This window comes from Acidimicrobiia bacterium (assembly GCA_030584185.1).
GTDB lineage: Bacteria > Actinomycetota > Acidimicrobiia > Spongiisociales > UBA11373.
Window position 1 is genome coordinate 613,581 of sequence record CP129495.1, and the last position, 18,593, is coordinate 632,173.

Here is an 18,593-nt window from a genome sequence, read left to right on the forward strand (position 1 = left end):
TCACCCCAGGTCTGCGAGTTGAAGACGAAGCTTCTCGAGAACGGCCTCGATCTCGGTAACCCGTTGGCGCTCCTTCTCGACCACGGCTTCCGGTGCGCGCTCCACGAACTGGGGATTGCCCAGCTTGGCATGCGACCTGTCGAGTGCGCCGACCAGGTCGGCGATCTCGGTGTCGAGGCGGGCTCGCTCCGCCCCCACATCCACCACATCCTCGAGGGCGATCAGCGCCTGTGCGGAACCGGCGACGACACGACTGAAGGCACCCTTCGGTGCGTCGGCGACGGCCCGAGGAGACACCCCGGCGAGGGCGACGAACTGCCGCCCCCACCACTCCCCGGCCAGACCCTCGGGATCGATGAGGAGGACGTCGAGCGGGCGTCGCGGAGACAGCCCGTGCTCGGCTCGAAAGCGCCTGATCCCCACGACCAGTTCGCGAAACTCATCGAACCCCGCCGGCGCCTCGACTTCGGGAGGCTCGGGCCACCGGGCAGAAGCGGCGAAGCCGTCGCCCACGAAGTGGCTCCACAGCTCCTCGGTCAGGTAGGGCATCGCCGGATGGAGCAGCAGCAGGAGGTCGCGCATGACCACCCCGAGCGCCTCCCCGACACCGCCGTCGTCGCCGTCGCGCAGCGGCGCCTTGGCCAGCTCGAGGAACCAGTCGAACACCTCGGACCAGGCGAACTTGTACAGGAGTCCGTAGGCGTCACCGAGGCGATACTCGTCGAGCATCCTGTCGAACTCGGCGCGCACGTGATGCAGCCGGGAGAGGATCCAGGAGGCCTCGGGACCGGGAGACTCGGGGTAGCCGCCGAAACTTGGAACCGACCGCTCATCGAGATGGCCGAGAGCGAATCGAGCTGCGTTCCACACCTTGTTGCCGAAACGCCGGGCGGCGTCGACCCACTCGACCTGGAATGGGACATCCTGACCGGGTGCGGCGGCAAGGATCAGCGCCAGCCTCAGGGCGTCGGCCCCATGCTCCTCGACCACTTCGAGAGGATCGACCGTGTTGCCCAGCGACTTCGACATCTTTCGCCCGTCGCCGGCGCGGATGAGGCCATGGATGACCACATCCGAGAAGGGCTTGCTCCCCGTCAGATGCAGACCGAACTGGATCATCCGCGCCACCCAGAACGAGATGATGTCGTAACCGGTGACCAGCGTGGCGTTTGGGTAGAACCGGGCGTAATCGGCGGTGTCCTCGGGCCAGCCCAACGTGGAGAAGGGGAACAAGCCGGAGGAGAACCAGGTGTCGAGAACGTCTTCATCCTGGTGCAGTTCGGTAGATCCGCAACCACACGTCGACGGGTCTTCGATGGACACGATCGTCCCGCCACAGGAGTCGCAGTACCACGCCGGGATCCGATGGCCCCACCAGATCTGGCGGGAGATGCACCAGTCCCGAAGGTTCTCCAGCCAGTTGAGGTAGGTCTTCTCCCACCGTTCCGGAACGAATCGAATGTCGCCGGTCGTCACGGCCGCGATCGCCGGGCCGACGAGCGGACCCACCTTCACGAACCACTGTTCCGACAGGAAGGGCTCGACCACGGTGTGACATCGCTGGCAGTGCCCTACCGAATGTGGGTGATCCTCGACACCCACCAGCACGCCTTCGGCCTCCAGCGCCTCCTTGACCGCCCGGCGGGCTTCGACGCGGTCCAGTCCGGCGAAGGGACCGCCCTCCTCGGTGATGGCGCCGCCCTCGTCGATGACGACGGGTGCCTCGAGGCCGTGGCGCTGTCCGATCTCGAAGTCGGTTGCATCGTGTGCCGGCGTCACCTTCACCGCACCGGTGCCGAAGCCGGGATCCACCGCATCGTCGGCGACCACTGGGATCTCTCGGCCCAGCAGGGGGAGCCGCACGGTGCGTCCGACCGCTGAGCGGTAGCGTTCGTCGCCCGGGTGCACCGCCACGGCCGTGTCGCCGAGCATCGTCTCCGCCCTGGTCGTGGCCACCTCGATTCCACCATCGCCGTCGGCGAACGGATACCGGATCCGAACCAGCTCGCCCTGCTCCTCCTCGTGTTCCACCTCGACGTCGCTCAGGGCGGTGCGATCGCGCGGGCACCAGTTGATGATGCGGCGACCCCGGTAGATCAGACCCTCGTGATAGAGATCGACGAACACCTTGCGCACGGCGGCGGAGAGACCATCGTCCATCGTGAAACGCTCCCGCGACCAATCGGTGGAGAAGCCCATCCGCCTGATCTGCTCGGTGATCCTGCCACCCGACTTGGCCTTCCAGGCCCAGACCTGCTCGATGAAACGCTCTCGCCCCAACTCCTCACGGGTCACGCCCTCGCGGGCCAACTCGCGCTCGACGACGATCTGCGTGGCGATACCGGCGTGGTCGGTACCCGGCAACCACAGGGCGGCGTACCCCTGCATGCGCTTGCGCCGGATGATGACGTCCTGGATCGTCTGATCCAGGGCATGACCCATGTGGAGCGAACCGGTGACGTTTGGTGGCGGGATGACGATGCAGTACGGATCGCCGTCCGGGTTGACCTCAGGTCGAAAGACCCCGGCAGCCTCCCAACGGGGATACCACCGCGCCTCGACGCGCCTCGGGTCGTACGCCGGATCCATCGGTACCCCGTGCCATGATGAGGACAGTCTAGGAGAACGACGCCGGGCTCAGGCGCTGCGCTCCTCCGGCAGCTTCTTGGCGATGTCCTGCATCGGAACCAGCGTCGGGTTGACCCGCTCCCGCACCACGTCGCCGTCGATCAGCACGCGAGCGACGTCATGGCGCGAAGGCAGCTCGTACATGGTGTTGAGCAAGACCTCCTCGAGGATTGCCCGCAGGCCTCGAGCGCCGGTGCCACGCAACAGGGCTTGGTCTGCGACCGCCTCGAGCGAGTCGTCGGTGAACATCAGCTCCACACCGTCCATCTCGAAGAACTTGCGGTACTGCTTCACCAGGGCGTTCTTCGGCGCGGTGAGAACCTGCACCATCTGGTCCCGGTCGAGGTCGTCGACCGTGGAGACCACCGGCAGCCGGCCGATGAACTCGGGGATCAATCCGAACGACATCAGGTCTTCGGGGAGCACCTGGGACAGCGTCGAGCCATCGCGCGTCTTCTTCGAGTGGACGTGGGCGTCGAACCCGATCGCCCTCTTGCCGATGCGCGACTCGATGATGTGCTCCAGCCCGCTGAAGGCGCCCCCACAGATGAACAGCATGTTGGTGGTGTCCACCTGCAGGAACTCCTGGTGCGGGTGCTTGCGCCCCCCCTGGGGAGGCACCGAGGCGACCGTGCCCTCGAGGATCTTGAGGAGGGCCTGTTGAACGCCCTCTCCGGAGACGTCGCGTGTGATCGACGGGTTCTCCGCCTTGCGAGCGATCTTGTCGATCTCGTCGATGTAGATGATCCCGGTCTCGGCCCGCTTGATGTCGAAGTCCGCCGCCTGGATCAGCTTGAGGAGGATGTTCTCGACGTCTTCACCCACGTACCCGGCCTCGGTCAGTGCGGTGGCATCGGCGATGGCGAAGGGCACGTTGAGCATCCGGGCCAGGGTCTGGGCGAGCAGGGTCTTCCCCGACCCGGTGGGTCCGATGAGCAGGATGTTCGACTTGGAGAGCTCGATGTCGTCCTTGGCCCGCTGCCCCGAGCGGACGCGCTTGTAGTGGTTGTACACGGCAACGGCCAGGACCCGCTTGGCCCGATCCTGCCCGACCACGTAGTCGTCGAGGAAGGCGTTGATCTCGGTCGGCTTGGGAAGCTCGGCGAAGGGGGTCTCCTCGGTGCCGGCGAGCTCCTCCTCGATGATCTCGGTACACAGGTCGATGCACTCGTCGCAGATGTACACGCCGGGACCGGCGATCAGCTTCTTCACCTGCTTCTGCGACTTGCCGCAGAAGGAGCACTTGAGGAGGTCGCCCCCCTCGCCGAACTTGGTCATGACCCCGGGACCACCTTCCGTCAGTTGGCAACCGCTCGCAGGGAGCGTCCCTCCAGGACCTCGTCCACGACTCCGTAGGCACGCGCTTCGTCAGCGGTCATCCAGAAGTCGCGGTCGGTGTCCATGCGGATCTTGTCCAGCTCCTGGCCGGTGTGGGCGGCGAGGATCTGGTTCATGTCCTCCTTGACCCGGATGATCTCCCGGGCATGGATCTCGATGTCGGTCGCCTGACCTTCGAGACCTCCAATGTGGGGCTGATGCAGCATCACCCTGGCGTGGGGAAGCGCGTAACGCTTGCCCTTGGCGCCGGCAGCCAGCAGCACCGCTGCCGCCGAGGCCGCCTGACCCATGCAGTAGGTGGCCACGTCGGGCTTGATGAAGTTCATCGTGTCGTAGATGGCCATCAGCGACGTGATGGCCCCGCCTGGTGAGTTGATGTACAGGGCGATGTCCTTGTCCGGATCCTCACCCTCCAGGTGGAGCAGCTGGGCCATGATCAGGTTGGCGACGGTGTCGTCGATCGGTGTGCCCAGGAAGATGATCCGGTCCTTCAGCAACCGGCTGTATATGTCGAACGCTCGCTCACCGCGGCTGGTCTGCTCGACCACCGTGGGGACCAGATAGCTGCTCTCGATCATTCTTGAACCTCCACGGGCTCGGGCCCGTCTTCGTCTTCTACGAGGGCCGATCCATCCGGTTCGGTCCCCTCTTCGGCGTCTTTCGGCCCGTCGCTTCCGTGGCGGGCGGGCAATTCGACGGCAGCACCGCCGGCATCGACGGGAACCACGAGGTCGAGGATCCGGTCGACCGCCTTGCGCCGCAGGATATCACCGGCCAGTGCCACAACCCCATCACCTCGCGTCAGCGCCTCCAGGTACTCGTCGGCCGGAACCTTCGCCGCCCTCGCCAGGGTGTTCACGGCGTGCTCCAACTCCTCGGCGGTGACCGTGATTCCCTCCTGGTCGGCCACCGACTCGAGCAGCACACGCGTCTTGAGATTGAGCACCGCCTGCGACCTGAGATCGGCGACGAACGCCGACTCGTCCTGCCCGGTGAGCTGGAGGTACTGATCGAGCCCCACCCCCTGACCCTCGAGCCGATGAGCGAACCGGTGCAGGACCGACTCCATCTCGGCGTCGACGAGCGCTTCGGGGACATCCAACGACATGGCGTCGATGAGGTCCGCCAGGACGCGTTCTTCGACCTGTCTCCAAGCCGATCTACGCCGGATGTCGGTCATCTGCTCCATGAGGTCGGACCGCATCGCCTCCACACCCTCGAGACCGGAGACCTCGGCCACCCACTCGTCGGACACGACGGGGAGCCGCTTGGCCTTGACCTGCTTCACCAGGATGCGAACGCCGACCTCCTCCCCCGCCTCGGGACCGAGCCCCTCGGGCAGTCGAGACTGGAAGGAGACGATGGATCCGGCCCCGGCCCCCCGAAGGGACTCGTCCATGCCCTCCAGGAAGCTGCCGGAACCGATCTCGTAGAGGAGGTCCTTGGCGGAGCCCGGGGCGTACTCGCTTCCGGCCAGGGTGGTCGCCACGTCGATCAGAACGAAGTCGCCGTCGAATCCTTCACGCCCCACATCCTCGAGAGTGGCGAACTGGTGCCGCATCCTTTCGATCTGTTCGTCCACGTCCTCTGGGCCCACCTCCGGGATCTCCACCGCGACGGACTTCCCGGCGTACTCGGGCACCTCGTCGAGGGTCGGCCACAGCGTCACCTGGACCTTGACGGCCACCTCACCGTCGGCATCGGCGATGTCGATCACACGGGGGGTGACCGCCGGTTGGAGACCGGCCTCGTCCAGTGCAGCCGTCACCACAGGGGGGAGAGCCTCCTCGATCGCCTCGCGGCGGAACTGCTCGGCCCCGATCATCGACTCCACGACCTTCACCGGGGCCTTCCCCGGCCTGAATCCCTTGACCTTGGCGTCCTGGGACAGGCGCGCAGCCGCCTTGCGGCGGCCCGTCTCGATCGCCTCGGGCGGGAGCGTCACCGTCACCGCCCGCTCGAAGCGGCCGACCTCTGTCACCTCGACCACGGGGGCTCCCTTCCTGGGAATAGACGAACGACGACGGGACGATCGTTGATCGTCCCGTTTCGGGGTGACCGAGGGGACTTGAACCCCCGACCTCCAGGGCCACAACCTGGCGCTCTAACCAAACTGAGCTACGGCCACCATGCCAGAGGCCCGGTGGAGTGCCCCCGGAGGGATTCGAACCCCCGACCAAGAGCTTAGAAGGCTCCTGCTCTGTCCCCTGAGCTACGGGGGCGACATGGCGCCGGGCGCCATCCACCGGGACCGCTGGAGCGGGTGAAGGGAATCGAACCCTCACCACCAGCTTGGAAGGCTGGGGCTCTACCATTGAGCTACACCCGCGCGAATCCCACCGCAGGATAGTTTCGCCGCGCCGCCATCGGCACTTCCGCCCGGGCGACCCGGATACGACGCTCGTCGGGCTGGCCGGATTCGAACCGACGACCCCCTGCTCCCAAAGCAGGTGCGCTACCAAGCTGCGCCACAGCCCGCCGTCCCATTGTGCCAAACCCGGGGCGGTTCCGAGTGATCCGTGGGTCGGGGCTATCCTCCACGACGGGTCGCTAGCTCAACGGCAGAGCATCGGACTCTTAATCCGCAGGTTCAGGGTTCGAATCCCTGGCGACCCACTTCCCTCGGGGATGGCTGGCGGGTGTAGCCGAATCGGTACAGGCGCCGGACTTAGGATCCGGTGGGCTTCGGCCCGTTGTGGGTTCGAGTCCCACCGCCCGCACTCGGTCGCCACCGTCGCGGCCCACGACTGAGGACCGCGATCGGTGCCCACCGGCCGGGCGTTCGGCAGGGCCCCCGGCTGGCTCAGCGGGCGCGGGCGGGGACCCGCAACTGGGTGACCCGCCGGAGGGTCTGCTGGGGGATGTGTCTGTCATGGCGCCTGCCGTCGGCGGTCCACGCCGAGCGCCTCTCTGCGGAGACGGTGATGAGGATTGCCCCGGCCCCTCTCCCCAAGGTGATCTCGTGGAGCCCCGACGAAGGGTCGTTCCACAGGGCGACCACCCGAGACGCCCTCGTTCCTTGTGGTCGCGAGCGGCGCACCATGCCGAACGAGCTGAGCGTGAGAACCGCGGAACCGGTCTCGTCGGTGATGACCGATGCGTATCGATGGGGCCACCGGGTGGCCAGCTGCGGTCCGTCGAGAAGCACGGCGACCACCAGGCTCGGTCCGATCCGACGCAGCAGGTCGGACACCTCGTCCATGCGGGCAAGGTCTTCGCAGACCAGCGGGGCGGCCGTCCCTCCGGCGCCGACATCGATGATCTGCAGGGTCCGCGGCGGAAGCTCGATGCCCTCCCACCAGTGCCGGGCCGGGTCGAGCGACCGGCTGAGGCGGTACTGGCTGATCTGAGCCCTGTCGATCGACCATCGATGATGCTTCTCCTGCCGGTACCTCTGCCAGCCGTGATCGGTGAGCAGGCCAATGTGGACGTGGTTTCCCCCAAGTCCGCCTCGAGGCGCCGGTCGGCGGACACCGGCGACCAGGAAGGGAACCCGGCGGCGTTCGAGCAGTTCCTCCATGAGCGAGACCTCTGACTCGGCCAGCGCAGCCTCGGGGAGGATCACCGCGTCAACACCTCCCTCCCGGGCGGTGGCCTCCTCGAGGAGGCGCTCGACGTATGCAACGTCGAGCACCGTGTCCGGAGAGAACTCGAAGAAGCCGAAGGCGGATCGGTCCATATCCACCGGAGTCTCGATCGGCTTGAAGGCCCGGGCATCGACTCGTAAGGGCCAGGGAAGGAGCATCACCCTGCGGTCGGCGACCGGACCCGATGGCTCGCCTGCGGTGACGATGGGATCGATCCTGTGCCAGGAGACGTCCACCGCCTCGTACATCAGGGCAAGATACCGGGACAGCGATCGAATCGTGATCCCCCGCAGAGCCAGGTGGGTCTTGGGGGTGATGCGCACCCTCGCCGGCGAGATCCTCGACAGGGAGCCACGGCCGGTGAGCAACGCCCAGGCGCGACCCTCGAAGCTGTCGGCCCCCGATCCCGGATCGGAGCCGGACAACCCGCTGCACGCCTCATCGGCCATGGCGTGAAGGGTGATCAACGCCACCGCAACCCGTTCGGCGCCGCCCCGGCGCAGAGACTCCAGAGAGAGCCCGCGATGGCGGGTCACCACCTCCCACTCCCGGGCGACCGGCTCCGGGACCGTGCCCCCTTCCGACACCGCCCTCCGCCACTCCTCGGCAGCAACCCGAACCATCTCGTGCCATCCGGACTCCGGTGGCCACCGGCTTCCCGCAGGCGGGGACACCGCGAGCCGGTAAGCCTCGGTGTGGTCGAGGACCAGGTTGGTCACGGCGAAGACGTCCGGCGGCCAGGCACAGATCTCATCCCATGCCGGCGAGGTGGTGAAGGCGCCCACATAGGAGTCGATCGTGGGCGAAGCCCGTTCGGCATCAACCGAATCCGCTGCCCTCATCGTTACTGGTCCTCCGTGCGCATCCCACCGAACCGGCCGAGGATCGGTCGGCGGTGACCTTCCACGCTGCTCTGGGATCCGGAGTCTACGGAGCAGGGCGGGGGGCGTTTCCCGGACCCCCGACGCTCTCAGGTCTCATCCTCACCTCTGATCCCCTTCACGGTTCCTTCATCTCGCCGCCGATCATCGGTCGCAGCAACCGACGGAGGAAGGAATGAGACGGCGCCTCGTGATCGTGATCATGATGATCTCCCTCGCCGCCTGCGGCGGCTCTGAGGCGGCCACGACGACGACTGCTGCGGAGTTCGAACCGACCTCCACGATCGCGACGGTCCCCGAATCGCCCGAGCCGACCCTCGAGCCCGGCGAGGAGCCCGACACCTACTGGGTCACCAACCCCTCGAGCGGATCGCGCCTCTCGGTCTCGGTGTTCTACCCGCAAGACTGGGCGGGTGGGACGCTCCCTGCGCTGCTCCTGGTCCCTGGCGGCAGCGGGCTCATCGATCCCAAGAGAGCGGAGAGCCTCACCGAGTTCGGATTCCTGGTGATCACCTTCGACCCCGAGGGGCGGGGGTCCTCGGAGGGCGTCGAGGACCACAACGGCTACGTCGGACAGGATGGCCTGGCGGCGGTTGCCGTCGCCGCGCTGGAGCTTCCCGGTCTCGATGAGGAAGCCTTCGGCATGGTGTCGTTCTCCTACGGGATCACCAACGCCGCCGGAGCGCTGGCCCGCCACCCCGATCTCCCGATCGACTTCCTCATCGACTGGGAGGGTCCGGTAGACCGTTGGTACACGACCTCCGGATGCGGCCCCCAGGCGAACGAGAGCAGGAGGATCGAATGGCCATCGTGCACCGAGGACGAGTGGTGGTCGCAGCGCGAGGCGATCACGTTCGTCGACGAGATCGCGGTCCCCTACCAGCGGGTGCAGTCCGAGAAGGACCACGTGCAGAGCGAGAATCAGCATGCCGTGGATGCCGTCAACGCCGCGGTGGCGGGCGGCGCCCCCTGGGTTCGGCTCAACGACTACCCGGCGGGCACGACCTTCGACGAGGTGCCCTCGATGCTCCCCGAGTCCGAGGACAAGCGGCTCGAGGCGACGATCGCCCGCTACGCCTGGGAGATCATCGACGGGGTGCTGTGAGCACCCTCAGCACGAGACCGATGCCTGGCAGGTGACGGTGAAGGTCCCGGTCACCGAGACGCTGCGCGGAGTCTCGGTCAGGACCTCGCTGGCGGCAAAGGCGAATGAGCCCCTGACACTCTCACCGTCCCAGGCCTCGATGGTGAAGGTGCCCCCCTCCGTTGCCCACACGGTCTCCACGTCGGATATGCCGAGGATCACGGAGAACTCGGCCGGCGCGGCGTCGGCGGCACCGAGCAGACCGCCGGACGCGATGACGTACTCGCCCGGCCCCATGGGCAGATCAGAACGCCTGGTGGCGTCGGAGACGAACGCCGAGACCAGCTCGCCTCCCGGTCCGGAGCAGTTGAAGAGGAAGAAGGTGAACACCGGCTCGCCGGCCGCCGTCAGGTCCTCGAAGGTGCGCTCTGCGCCGAGGCCGAGGAAATCGAACTGCTGGCGAAGCTCCTCCTCGGTGTACCAGTAGTCGGAGGTGAATGCGCTCAGGTCGTCGGGTCCGGTCCATGACTCGGTCACATCGCCGGTCACGGAGACCTCGCAACCCCCGGCTCCACCCGGACCCACCGCAGTGGAGGTGGTCGCATCGGACGCACCCGGGCCTACGGTGGTGGTGCTCGCGGCGCTCGCGCCTGGTTCCGTGGTGGTGGTCGCGGCATCGTCGCCGCAACCGGCGACGAGCAGCAGCACCGCAGACGAGATGACCAGCAACCGCTTCATGGCAACCCCTCCCGAGAGGCATCCTGCACCGCCGGGAGAGATGCTACTCGCGCATCGTCAGGGCACGATGAGGACCGGGCGTTTCGACGAGTGGGCGATGCGGTCGGCGACCGACCCGAGGACCAGCCGCTCCACCATTCCGGCGCCGCGCCTCCCTACGACGAGCAGATCGGCGTCCACCCGATCGCAGTACGCAAGCAGCTCGTTGGCGGGATCGCCCAGCTCCTGGCTCGAGACCACCTCGACCCCGGGAGGCTCGATGTGGGCGAGCGTCCTGTCGAGAACCGCCTGCTGGGCCTTCTCCATGGCACTGGTGAAGGCTTCGGCGGGAGGGGGCGACCCGACCAGCCCCCACCAGCCTTCCGGCGGCCTGACCACGGTCACCACGTGCAGGACCCCGGAGTGGGTGCGGGCTGCGGCGGCGGCGACCTCGGCGGCGGCCAGACTCTGTTCGGAGCCGTCGACACCGACGACCACGTTGCGCAGGCTCCATGCGGACATGCTCACCTCCTTGACCCAAACCTATTACGAACCCTCCTCCGACGCCAGGGTCGAAGGTCGGTCGCCCCAGGCCCAGAGCCGGGCCAGCGACTCGAGTGCACGGGCGCGATGGCTGATCCGGTTCTTCTCGGCCTCCCCGATCTCGGCCAGGGTCCTCCCGCCGACGACGAACACCGGGTCGTACCCGAATCCGCCCGTGCCCCGCTCTTCCCTGGCGATGCTCCCTTCCAGCACCCCGTCCACGACCACCTCGCGCTCCCCGTCCACGAAGGCGATCGCGGTGCGGAACCGGGCGGCGCGGTCCGAACACCCTTCGAGGAGCGCCAGCAGGCGATGACGATTCTCGGCGTAGGTCGCAGTAGGCCCGGCCAACCGGGCGGTGTGGACACCAGGGGCGCCGCCGAGGGCATCGACCTCCAGTCCGGTGTCGTCGGCGATGGCGGGCAGCCCGGTGGCGGCGGTGACGGCCCGAGCCTTGAGCAGTGCATTCTCCTCGAGAGAGGCACCGGTCTCCGCCACGTCGGGCCAGTCGAGGCCGGCCACGATCTCGATTCCGGGCATCAGCCGGGCGATCACCGCTCCCATCTCGCGCACCTTGTCCGGATTCTTGGTGGCGATCACGACCCGCATCTCACTGCTCCAGGGCGAGCCGCTGTTCCTCCACCAGCCGGGCGATTCCACCGCCGGCCAGATCGAGCAGGCGGTCCAACTCGAAGCGCGAGAACGTGGCGCCCTCGGCGGTCCCCTGGACCTCCACCAGGCCGCCCGCCCCGGTCATCACCACGTTCATGTCGACCTGGGCTCCAGCGTCCTGCTCGTACTCGAGGTCGAGCCGCGCCGTGCCGTCCACGATTCCCACCGACACCGCAGCGCAGTGGTCGCGGACCGGATCCGACTCGAGCAGGCCCGAGGCCATCGCCGCCGCCACCGCATCCTTGACCGCGACCCAGGCGCCGGTGATGGCTGCGGTTCTGGTGCCGCCATCCGCCTGCAGGACGTCGCAGTCGATCCTCACGACGGCCTCCGCCATGGCCGAGAGGTCGACGACGGAACGCAGCGAGCGGCCTATCAGCCGCTGGATCTCCTTGGTCCGCCCGCCCGAGATCGAGGAACGAGAAACCCGCTCCGGACTGGATCCGGGCAGCATGGCGTACTCGGCGGTGAGCCAGCCCTTCCCGGCATCACGCATCCAGCGTGGCACATCCGAGTCGAACGAGGCGGTGCACAGGACGCGGGTCCGGCCCATCTCCATCAGGACCGAGCCGGGCGTCATCTCGGTGTAGTGGCGTGTGATGCGCACCGGTCGCATCTCGTCTGGTGCTCTCACAGTTCAACCTCCATGCCGGGACGGGCGAAGTCGATGGGGCCTGAGAAGGTCAGCGCCGCCTCTGCCACCGACACTCCAGGTTCGAGGGTAGGGGCGACGTGGGTGAGGAGAAGTCGTCCGACACCGGCATCGGTGGCGATCTCGCCGGCTTCCACGGCGTGGAGGTGGTATGGATATCGATCGGGGCCGGGCGGTCCCTGGTGGGTCGCCTCGCACAGCAGCAGGTCGCATCCGGCGGCCAGGGCCTGGAGATCACCACCGGGGCCGGTATCCCCGCTGTAGACAAGGCTCACCCCATCGCACTCCACGCGCACCACGACCGAAGGGACGGGGTGGGCGGCGGCCCCGAACCGGAGGGTCGTGGCTCCAAGGGTGAGCCCGTCGCCGGGCCCGACGACTCGAAAGTCGAACACCCGATGGAACGGGTGGTCGGTGCTGGCGTCGAGGAAGTCGGCGATCAGATCGGCCACGCCCGGTGGGGCGAGAACCGGGAGGCCGGCGACCTCCGGGCGGTCGAAGCGGAGGTACTGGAAGAGAAAGACGAGATCCGAGCAGTGGTCGGGATGGCCGTGGCTGAGCACGATGGCGTCGGGCAGGAGGCCCGCCTCCATGAGGGCGGCGAACGTGCCCGGTCCGACGTCGAGCATCACCACCCGGTCTCCACAGGAGACGAGGTAGCCCGAGCCAGGCCGCCCCGGCGTCGGATAGGTTCCGTTGCTACCCAATACCTTCAGTCGCACTGCGTGGCGAGCCTAGATACCAGCCGGTTCCGCCGTTTCCTCAGGCGACGGCGAGGACCGTCAACCCGGTGCAGGTGAGCAAACCCATCAGGGCGACCATGGCGTACTGACTGCGTACCGAGTCGCCTCCGGGAAGCCGGGCCAGGGCGCGATCGTGAGCCAGGGTCACCGCGACCAGGTGTCCGATCAGGATCACGATCAGTTGCACCCACCACACCGCCACCGGAGGGAGCCAGGTGAAGTCCGGGGAGAAGTCGGCGGTGCCGAAGAGGTCCCATCCCCTTGCGAAGGGATCGGAGAACGCTGCCAGCAGCGACTGCCCTTCGAAGGCGATCAACGTGAAGTAGTGGGCGAAGGCATAGGCGACGGCGATCGGCACCAGGGTGTGGGCGAAGGAGGCGGCGACCTCCGTGGTTCGCAGCCCGGGGGTGTTGGCCGCCCGGGCCGCCCACCGGCATGCACCCAGGTAGGCGAGGTGGACCAATGCGACGACGATCAGTAGCGAAATGGTGGTGAACCAGATCGCGTGCTGTGCCGAGCCGACCAGGGCAAAGCCCATGTCGTCCCAGAACGGGGTTCCGGCAAGACCGTCGTAGGTGACGGACCCGATGGCAGCGTTGGCGAAGAAGGCCAGACCCGGCCACTCGGGAAGGGCCACCAGCCCCCGCAGCCATCCCCGGTACCGCACCCTGCCCTCCGCGTCCCGACCGAAGGGAGCGATCCCCGAGAAGAGACGGTGGTAGACGGTGAAGGCGTCCGCCGAGGCCATCGCCCGGGAGACTCCCGTCACCCGGGTCCACAGGGCGAGATACCCGGTGTAGAAGAGCGCCGCCCAGGCCAGTGTCGCCGGATCACCGGAGCCGGGGTGTATCAGCTCCAGCCAGACGAAGGCGAGGAGGGCGAAAGCCGCCGGCCACACGCCGAGGCGCCCGGGGCCATCCGGCCCTTCTGATCGAATCAGCCCGCCGATGGCGCGCCACGGGTTGAGCACCTGCCACAGGTTGCCGGTGGCGACGGCGGCGAACGGGATCACGAGCCAGAACACCACCCACACCACGATCGGACCCAGATTTCCACCCTGGCCCCCGTCGAGGAGACCGGCGGTGACCACCAGCGCCAACCCGGTGACCCCCACCCACCGCAACACGATCGTCAGCCACTCAGGGGGCAGCCACCCGGTTCCCCGCCATCGTGGTCCTCCCTGGAGGCGGGGCCGCGGCCAGGCCACTGCCAGCAGCCCGAACGAGGCGAGGAGCACGACCAACGCAGCCACCAAGAAGTACTCCAGCGGCAGGGGCAGGTCGCTGCGCCCGCCTATGCCGTGTGCGGATGCCTCACGAGGAAGGGCGAGAAACATCAGGACCGCCGTTCCCGTGAGCAGCAACCTGCGGGGGCCCCTGGCGATTTCGATCACTGCCCGTTCCGAGACTGGTCGAGGAAGAACTGCCACATGAGCTCGGTGGCGTCGATCGATTCGGTGGAGGCCCCACGCCCTACCGAGAGCGCCGACCCAGGCCATCCGTGTCTCCCGTCCTCGATCGTGTACAGGAGCACCGGTGCCGGACAGCCGTCCCATGCGGCGAGCGACACGTCGTCGGCCACCCTCGAGTGGCTGGGCCCGGAGCAGTCACCGGCGTCGGCCCACTCACCCGCCCAGGTCTCGACCGGGGCCACCGCCACACCCAGCCCGGCGTAGGGGACGATCCGGTCGGAGGTGCCGTGGAAGGCGATCAGCGGGCTCCTGATGGACCCTTCGCAGGCGCCCGACTCGTGCGGACCCGCCACCGATCCGACGGCGGCGAAGAGGCCGGGAAGGTCGCACCCGAGGCGGGCCGCCATGGCACCCCCGTTCGACATGCCGGCGACGAAGACGGCCTCCCGATCGATGGTGACGATCTCGGCCACCGTCTCGACGAGAGCGGCTGCGAACTCGACGTCGGCGGGGCCAAACCCCCGTACGGCCCTCCATGTGGGAATGAGCCCCACCGCCTGCGGGTAGGCGACGACGAAGCCATGCCGATCGGCCGCATCGTCGAAGGCGGTGAGCTCCCGCACCTCCTCGGACGAGCCGCCGAGTCCATGCAGGACCACGACGAGCGGCGCCGGGCCTTCCAGGTTCGGCGGGGCGTACAGATGGAAGGTGCGCTGCCGATCGCCCACTTCGAGGTCCATGCGCCGGTCGATGCCGGCAGGAACGGCCGAACCGCATGCGGTGGCGACGATCGTGGCAACGAGAACGGCTGCTTGCAGGCGCACGGTCGGGCACGGTACCCCAAGCGACGCCGTCGGTTATCAGTCGTCGTCCGAACCCTCGTCCGAGTCACCGGAACCGCCCGAGTCCCCCTCCTCGATCACACGCCAGACGAGCACTCCACCTTCGACCTCGGCAACGACCTTGAACTCGGAACCCTCGGACTCGAACTCGACCTCCACCGTCTCGGGCCCGGCATTGGTCACCTCGGCTCGATACGGGTTCACCGGGGAGGCCGACACGAATGACACCGCCGAACCCTGCACCGCCACCCCGACGGTTCCCACCCCACTCACCGTCTTCCACTCCGTCGATGGTGCCACGGCGGTGGTGGTCGTTGCGGCGGCGGTCGTGGTCGTGGTCGAGACCTGGGGAACCGTGGTCGTGACGGGTGGCGGCACCACGGCGCCTCCCTCGGACGTGACCGTCACCTCTGGCAGATCGGGCATCGTCGTCGCCGGGGCCACCGACGTGGCGACGGTCTCGGGCACGGCGAGCCGGGCTGCCACGTCGGAAGCCGCCACGGGAGTGGCGGGACGGGCTGCCACTTCGTTTCCCGCCAGGGTGACTGCGGCATGGGTGAGGGTGGCCGTGCCGGTGGCGGCCAGCACCCAGAGCACCCCGATCCCGATTCGCTTCATCACGAGGCCATTCTCCGTCCCCACCGTCATGCCGTCCGTAACGGGATCTCAAGATCTCTTGAAGTCGCGTCGTCCACCGTCGTCGCCACCTATCGTGCTGGCCATGGTCGCCATCCTCATGATCGAGGACGATCAACAGATCAGGGAGCGAACCGCCCGAGCGCTTGCCGAACGAGGCCATTCGGTCGGCTCCAGGCGCACCGGATTCGAGGGCCTCTCCGCCCTGGTCGACGAGGCCCCCGATCTCGTGATCCTCGACCTCGGTCTGCCCGACGTCGATGGCGCCGACCTCCTCAAGATGATCCGAGCAGTGAGCCGGGTCCCGGTGATCGTCGCCACCGCCCGCAGCGACGAGATGACGGTGGTGTCCCTACTCGATGCCGGTGCCGACGACTACGTCATCAAGCCGTACTCCATGGATCAGCTCGAGGCCAGGATCCGGGCCGTGCTTCGCCGCACCTCCTCCGACGAACGACACCGGCTCATCGAAGTGGGCGGGTTGCTCGTGGACCTCGCCGGGCGAACCGTCACCCTGGACGGCGCCACCCTCGAGCTGTCCCGCAAGGAGTTCGATCTCCTCGCCCACCTGGCGGTCAATGCGGGCGAGGTGATCTCCAAGCGAGACCTCCTTGCCGAGGTGTGGCGGGAACCGTACGGGGGGAGCGAGAGCACGGTGGACGTGCACCTCTCCTGGCTGCGCAAGAAGCTCGGAGAGTCAGCCGCATCTCCGCGCTACCTGCGCACCGTGTTCGGAGTGGGTGTCAAGCTGGTGGACCCGGAGGCATGAGACGCCGGCTGGCCACGGTGACCCTGGCCACCGCCAGCCTGATCGTGATCTCGTTCCTGATCCCGCTGGGCCTGCTCGTCCGGCGACAGGCCGAGGACCGGGCCCTGGCCAGGGCCGAATCGGATGCCAGGGCGGTGGCCACGGCGCTGGCGGTGGCCTCGTCGTTCGGTGGAGCCTCTCTTGAACCCGAGGTCGTTGCAGCCGTGCTCGGAGCGTACGGCGCCACCGATGGGGTGGGGGTGTTCCTGAGCGATGGGAGCGTGATCGGCGACGGCCAGGCCGGTGATCCCGAGGTCGCCGTGGCGGCTTCCGGTGTGGCATACACGGCGCGTACCGGCGGCGGGGCAGCGGTGCTGGTGCCCGTGGTGACTCCGGAGGGGAACCTGGTGGTGCGGGTCGAGGTCTCCGGCGCCGTCCTCACCGAGGGCGTGGCCTGGGCATGGCTGATCCTCGCTCTCCTCGGTGGCCTGCTGCTGGCGGTGGCGGTCGCCGCCGCCGACCGGCTGGGGAGATCGATGGTGTCCCCGGTCGAAGCGCTGCGTCGGTCGGCGGCGGCACTCGCCGAGGGCCGCCTGAACACACGGGTGGACCCTGGAGGGCCGCCCGAAGTGGCCGAGGTGGGTCGAGCGTTCAACGAGCTCGCAGACCGGCTTGGCGACCTGCTCCAGGCCGAGAGAGAGGCCGCAGCAGACCTCTCCCACGGCCTGCGCACACCGGTGACGGCCTTGCGCCTGCAGGTGGAGAGCATTGCCGATCCGACGCTTCGCCAGACCCTGCTCGACGACGTCAGGCGCCTGGAGGTCGCGGTGGGCTCCGTCATCACCGAAGCGCGCTCCAGGGGCGACGAGGAGCCCCCTCACTCCCGTCTCGACACCCTGGTCGCCTCACGCAGCGACTTCTGGCGGGTGCTGGCTGAGGAGCAGGGAAGGGTGTTCGAGGTATCGATTCCGTCGTCGGCGGTCGAGGTCCGCTGCACCGCATCGGCGGTGACATCTGCGATCGACAACCTGCTCGAGAACGTGTTCGCCCACACCGCGCCAGGGACGCCGCTTCGGGTCTCGGTGACGCATCGACCCGCGACCCTGACCGTCGAAGACGGCGGGGGTGGCCTGCCTCGAGACTCGGTGGAGCGAGGGGTCACCTCGGCCGGCTCCACCGGGCTCGGCCTGGACATCGTGCGCCGCACCGCAGAGCGCTCGGGCGGACGGCTGGAGGTGGGCAGTTCCGAGCTCGGCGGCGCCAAGGTGACGGTGCGTTTCGGCGCTCCCTGACCGGTCACGCGAGCGGGCGCCCCGACGGGGCGCCCGCAACCCTTTCGATTCGGGCAAACCTCAGGCGTCATCCGAGTCGTCATCAGACTCGTCATCCGAGTCGTCCGAGTCGTCGTCCGAGTCGTCGTCCGACTCGTCATCAGAGTCGTCATCAGAGTCGTCCGAGTCGTCATCAGACCCGTCATCAGACCCGTCATCAGACCCGTCATCAGACCCGTCATCAGACCCGTCGTCAGAGTCGTCATCAGACCCGTCGTCAGAGTCGTCGTCCGACTCGTCATCAGAGTCGTCCGAGTCGTCATCAGAGTCGTCCGAGTCGTCATCAGACTCGTCATCAGACTCGTCATCAGACTCGTCATCCGACTCGTCATCCGAGACGCCATCCGAGTCGTCATCCGAGTCGTCATCCGAGTCGTCATCCGAGACGTCATCCGAGTCGTCATCCTCCGAGGCAGGATCCTGAGTCTGGATCTTCAGCGAGCCATCTTCGAACTCCACCTCGAGCTCGATCTCGGCGCCTGCCTCCGACGAGAAAGTCACCTCGAGGTGCTTCCCGTCGCCGTCGTCGACGGCGACGGTCCAGCCTTCCTCGACCTCGACGTCGATCAGCGTGATCGTCCCGTCCTCGGCGGTGAAGATCACCTTGCCCGCTTCACCGACCTGCTCGGTGTAGGTCTCGGCCCGGGCAGTGGCCATGCCGGCGAATGCGATGCCGACGATCAGCACCGCCGCCCCTCCGAGGGTCGCCAAACGCTTCATCTCGATCCTTTCGTAGGTTGTGCACCCCAGAGTGCGCCACCCGCCCATTCGGGCGCCTGA

The 18,593-nt window shown here is 67.8% G+C and carries 17 protein-coding genes and 6 tRNA genes; 5 read left to right on the top strand and 18 right to left on the bottom strand.

From position 1 onward, the window contains the following. The 8 genes from QY307_03130 to QY307_03165 form a co-directional block, all read right to left on the bottom strand. On the bottom strand, positions 1-2,589 hold the full coding sequence (locus tag QY307_03130) for a valine--tRNA ligase (GenBank protein ID WKZ83252.1): 2,589 nt from the start codon (positions 2,587-2,589) through the stop codon (positions 1-3). 48 nt (positions 2,590-2,637) lie between these two features. After that, positions 2,638-3,906 (bottom strand): ATP-dependent Clp protease ATP-binding subunit ClpX, encoded by a 1,269-nt coding sequence (gene clpX, locus QY307_03135; protein ID WKZ83253.1) that lies wholly within the window; start codon positions 3,904-3,906, stop codon positions 2,638-2,640. A 20-nt stretch (positions 3,907-3,926) separates the two neighbouring features. Beyond that, entirely contained in the window at positions 3,927-4,544 is a 618-nt protein-coding gene (gene clpP, locus QY307_03140) for an ATP-dependent Clp endopeptidase proteolytic subunit ClpP (protein ID WKZ83254.1), read from the bottom strand. Continuing rightward, positions 4,541-5,956 (bottom strand): trigger factor, encoded by a 1,416-nt coding sequence (tig, locus tag QY307_03145; protein ID WKZ83255.1) that lies wholly within the window; start codon positions 5,954-5,956, stop codon positions 4,541-4,543. Before tig ends, clpP begins: the two co-directional genes overlap by 4 nt. A gap of 63 nt (positions 5,957-6,019) precedes the next feature. Then, a tRNA-His gene (locus tag QY307_03150) sits at positions 6,020-6,094 on the bottom strand. Positions 6,095-6,115: 21 nt separating this feature from the next. After that, positions 6,116-6,188: transfer RNA gene (locus QY307_03155), tRNA-Arg, on the bottom strand. Positions 6,189-6,221: 33 nt separating this feature from the next. After that, positions 6,222-6,295 (bottom strand) — tRNA-Gly (locus tag QY307_03160). A gap of 75 nt (positions 6,296-6,370) precedes the next feature. Next, positions 6,371-6,444 (bottom strand) — tRNA-Pro (locus QY307_03165). A gap of 66 nt (positions 6,445-6,510) precedes the next feature. Between QY307_03165 and QY307_03170 the strand changes: the two genes are divergently transcribed. Both QY307_03170 and QY307_03175 read left to right on the top strand, forming a co-directional pair. Then, positions 6,511-6,582: transfer RNA gene (locus QY307_03170), tRNA-Lys, on the top strand. A 19-nt stretch (positions 6,583-6,601) separates the two neighbouring features. Continuing rightward, a tRNA-Leu gene (locus tag QY307_03175) sits at positions 6,602-6,686 on the top strand. An 83-nt stretch (positions 6,687-6,769) separates the two neighbouring features. On the opposite strand, the gene QY307_03180 is transcribed toward QY307_03175, so the two are convergent. Beyond that, positions 6,770-8,395 (bottom strand): hypothetical protein, encoded by a 1,626-nt coding sequence (locus QY307_03180; GenBank protein WKZ83256.1) that lies wholly within the window; start codon positions 8,393-8,395, stop codon positions 6,770-6,772. A gap of 214 nt (positions 8,396-8,609) precedes the next feature. Between QY307_03180 and QY307_03185 the strand changes: the two genes are divergently transcribed. Beyond that, on the top strand, positions 8,610-9,539 hold the full coding sequence (locus QY307_03185) for a hypothetical protein (protein WKZ83257.1): 930 nt from the start codon (positions 8,610-8,612) through the stop codon (positions 9,537-9,539). 6 nt (positions 9,540-9,545) lie between these two features. Here the strand turns inward: QY307_03185 and QY307_03190 are convergent, their stop codons facing one another. From QY307_03190 to QY307_03225, 8 genes are all read right to left on the bottom strand, one after another. Further along, on the bottom strand, positions 9,546-10,256 hold the full coding sequence (locus QY307_03190; GenBank protein ID WKZ83258.1) for a hypothetical protein: 711 nt from the start codon (positions 10,254-10,256) through the stop codon (positions 9,546-9,548). 57 nt (positions 10,257-10,313) lie between these two features. Further along, positions 10,314-10,757: a universal stress protein gene (locus QY307_03195; GenBank protein WKZ83259.1), complete on the bottom strand. Its 444-nt coding sequence runs from the start codon at positions 10,755-10,757 to the stop codon at positions 10,314-10,316. Between the two features lie 24 nt (positions 10,758-10,781). Further along, entirely contained in the window at positions 10,782-11,387 is a 606-nt protein-coding gene (gene rdgB / locus QY307_03200; protein WKZ83260.1) for an RdgB/HAM1 family non-canonical purine NTP pyrophosphatase, read from the bottom strand. A gap of 1 nt (position 11,388) precedes the next feature. Beyond that, complete coding sequence (rph, locus tag QY307_03205) at positions 11,389-12,066, bottom strand: ribonuclease PH (protein ID WKZ83751.1); 678 nt, start codon at positions 12,064-12,066, stop codon at positions 11,389-11,391. Positions 12,067-12,080: 14 nt separating this feature from the next. Next, positions 12,081-12,731, bottom strand: coding sequence for an MBL fold metallo-hydrolase (locus QY307_03210; GenBank protein WKZ83752.1), 651 nt, complete (start codon positions 12,729-12,731; stop codon positions 12,081-12,083). A gap of 133 nt (positions 12,732-12,864) precedes the next feature. After that, entirely contained in the window at positions 12,865-14,238 is a 1,374-nt protein-coding gene (locus QY307_03215; GenBank protein WKZ83261.1) for a hypothetical protein, read from the bottom strand. Then, the gene (locus QY307_03220; protein ID WKZ83262.1) at positions 14,235-15,080 is read right to left on the bottom strand and encodes a PHB depolymerase family esterase; all 846 of its coding nucleotides are present in this window, start codon (positions 15,078-15,080) and stop codon (positions 14,235-14,237) included. The genes QY307_03215 and QY307_03220 overlap by 4 nt, the downstream gene beginning before the upstream one ends. Positions 15,081-15,116: 36 nt before the next feature. Continuing rightward, positions 15,117-15,716, bottom strand: a complete 600-nt coding sequence (locus tag QY307_03225; protein WKZ83263.1) for a hypothetical protein — start codon at positions 15,714-15,716, stop codon at positions 15,117-15,119. A 103-nt stretch (positions 15,717-15,819) separates the two neighbouring features. On the opposite strand from QY307_03225, the gene QY307_03230 reads away from it, so the two are divergent. Both QY307_03230 and QY307_03235 read left to right on the top strand, forming a co-directional pair. Continuing rightward, entirely contained in the window at positions 15,820-16,503 is a 684-nt protein-coding gene (locus QY307_03230; protein WKZ83264.1) for a response regulator transcription factor, read from the top strand. Continuing rightward, positions 16,500-17,774 (top strand): HAMP domain-containing sensor histidine kinase, encoded by a 1,275-nt coding sequence (locus QY307_03235; GenBank protein WKZ83265.1) that lies wholly within the window; start codon positions 16,500-16,502, stop codon positions 17,772-17,774. The genes QY307_03230 and QY307_03235 overlap by 4 nt, the downstream gene beginning before the upstream one ends. Positions 17,775-17,834: 60 nt before the next feature. Here the strand turns inward: QY307_03235 and QY307_03240 are convergent, their stop codons facing one another. After that, entirely contained in the window at positions 17,835-18,533 is a 699-nt protein-coding gene (locus QY307_03240; GenBank protein ID WKZ83266.1) for a hypothetical protein, read from the bottom strand. Positions 18,534-18,593: the final 60 nt, after the last annotated feature.

Coding starts and splice junctions, on each gene's coding strand:
- QY307_03130 (WKZ83252.1), bottom strand. CDS start 2,589: ATGGATCCGGCGTACGACCCGAGGCGCGTCGAGGCGCGGTGGTATCCC.
- clpX (WKZ83253.1), bottom strand. CDS start 3,906: ATGACCAAGTTCGGCGAGGGGGGCGACCTCCTCAAGTGCTCCTTCTGC.
- clpP (WKZ83254.1), bottom strand. CDS start 4,544: ATGATCGAGAGCAGCTATCTGGTCCCCACGGTGGTCGAGCAGACCAGC.
- QY307_03180 (WKZ83256.1), bottom strand. CDS start 8,395: ATGAGGGCAGCGGATTCGGTTGATGCCGAACGGGCTTCGCCCACGATC.
- QY307_03185 (WKZ83257.1), top strand. CDS start 8,610: ATGAGACGGCGCCTCGTGATCGTGATCATGATGATCTCCCTCGCCGCC.
- QY307_03190 (WKZ83258.1), bottom strand. CDS start 10,256: ATGAAGCGGTTGCTGGTCATCTCGTCTGCGGTGCTGCTGCTCGTCGCC.
- QY307_03195 (WKZ83259.1), bottom strand. CDS start 10,757: ATGTCCGCATGGAGCCTGCGCAACGTGGTCGTCGGTGTCGACGGCTCC.
- rdgB (WKZ83260.1), bottom strand. CDS start 11,387: ATGCGGGTCGTGATCGCCACCAAGAATCCGGACAAGGTGCGCGAGATG.
- rph (WKZ83751.1), bottom strand. CDS start 12,066: ATGCGACCGGTGCGCATCACACGCCACTACACCGAGATGACGCCCGGC.
- QY307_03210 (WKZ83752.1), bottom strand. CDS start 12,731: ATGCTCGACGTCGGACCGGGCACGTTCGCCGCCCTCATGGAGGCGGGC.
- QY307_03225 (WKZ83263.1), bottom strand. CDS start 15,716: ATGAAGCGAATCGGGATCGGGGTGCTCTGGGTGCTGGCCGCCACCGGC.
- QY307_03230 (WKZ83264.1), top strand. CDS start 15,820: ATGGTCGCCATCCTCATGATCGAGGACGATCAACAGATCAGGGAGCGA.
- QY307_03235 (WKZ83265.1), top strand. CDS start 16,500: ATGAGACGCCGGCTGGCCACGGTGACCCTGGCCACCGCCAGCCTGATC.
- QY307_03240 (WKZ83266.1), bottom strand. CDS start 18,533: ATGAAGCGTTTGGCGACCCTCGGAGGGGCGGCGGTGCTGATCGTCGGC.